At 55.4% G+C, this 464-nt stretch carries 1 protein-coding gene; it reads left to right on the top strand.

Annotated features, from left to right (window positions below; genetic code table 11):
* Positions 1–464: IS630 family transposase (locus ONV78_RS31885; protein WP_279508631.1), on the top strand; the 464-nt coding region annotated here is incomplete at both ends.

The following is a 464-nucleotide window of genomic DNA, read 5'->3' as shown; positions in this document are numbered from 1 at the left end:
TCATTACCTGCCGCAGCGCAGGAAGAAAAAAGAAAACAGGCCGTGCGACTGCGCAAGCAGGGGTATAGCTATCAGGAAATAGCCGATAAGGTCGGTGTCCATAACCTGACGGTGGGAAAGTGGATCAGAGCTTATGAAGCGCAAGGGGTTAGCGGGATTAAATCCAAGCCCCGGGGACGAGAGCCCGGTTCGGGACAGCGATTAACGCCAGGGCAGGAGAACCGAATCAGATGTTTGATTGTCGATAAAAGCCCGGACCAGCTCAAGCTGGAGTATGCGCTCTGGACCCGTAAGGCGGTGCAACAGCTTATTGCGCAGGAGACGGGAGAGCACTTGGCGATCCGAACGGTTGGCAGTTATCTGACCGCCTGGGGTTTCACGCCGCAGAAGCCGGTGAAGAAAGCGTATGAGCAAAACCCGTCTCAAGTCGAGAAGTGGCTGAAGGAGGAATACCCGGTCATCAG

This window comes from Hahella sp. CR1, from assembly GCF_029813005.1.
Taxonomy (GTDB): domain Bacteria; phylum Pseudomonadota; class Gammaproteobacteria; order Pseudomonadales; family Oleiphilaceae; genus Hahella.
The sequence above is the reverse complement of the archived record's forward strand: the minus strand, read 5'-3'. Positions and strand labels throughout refer to the sequence as shown.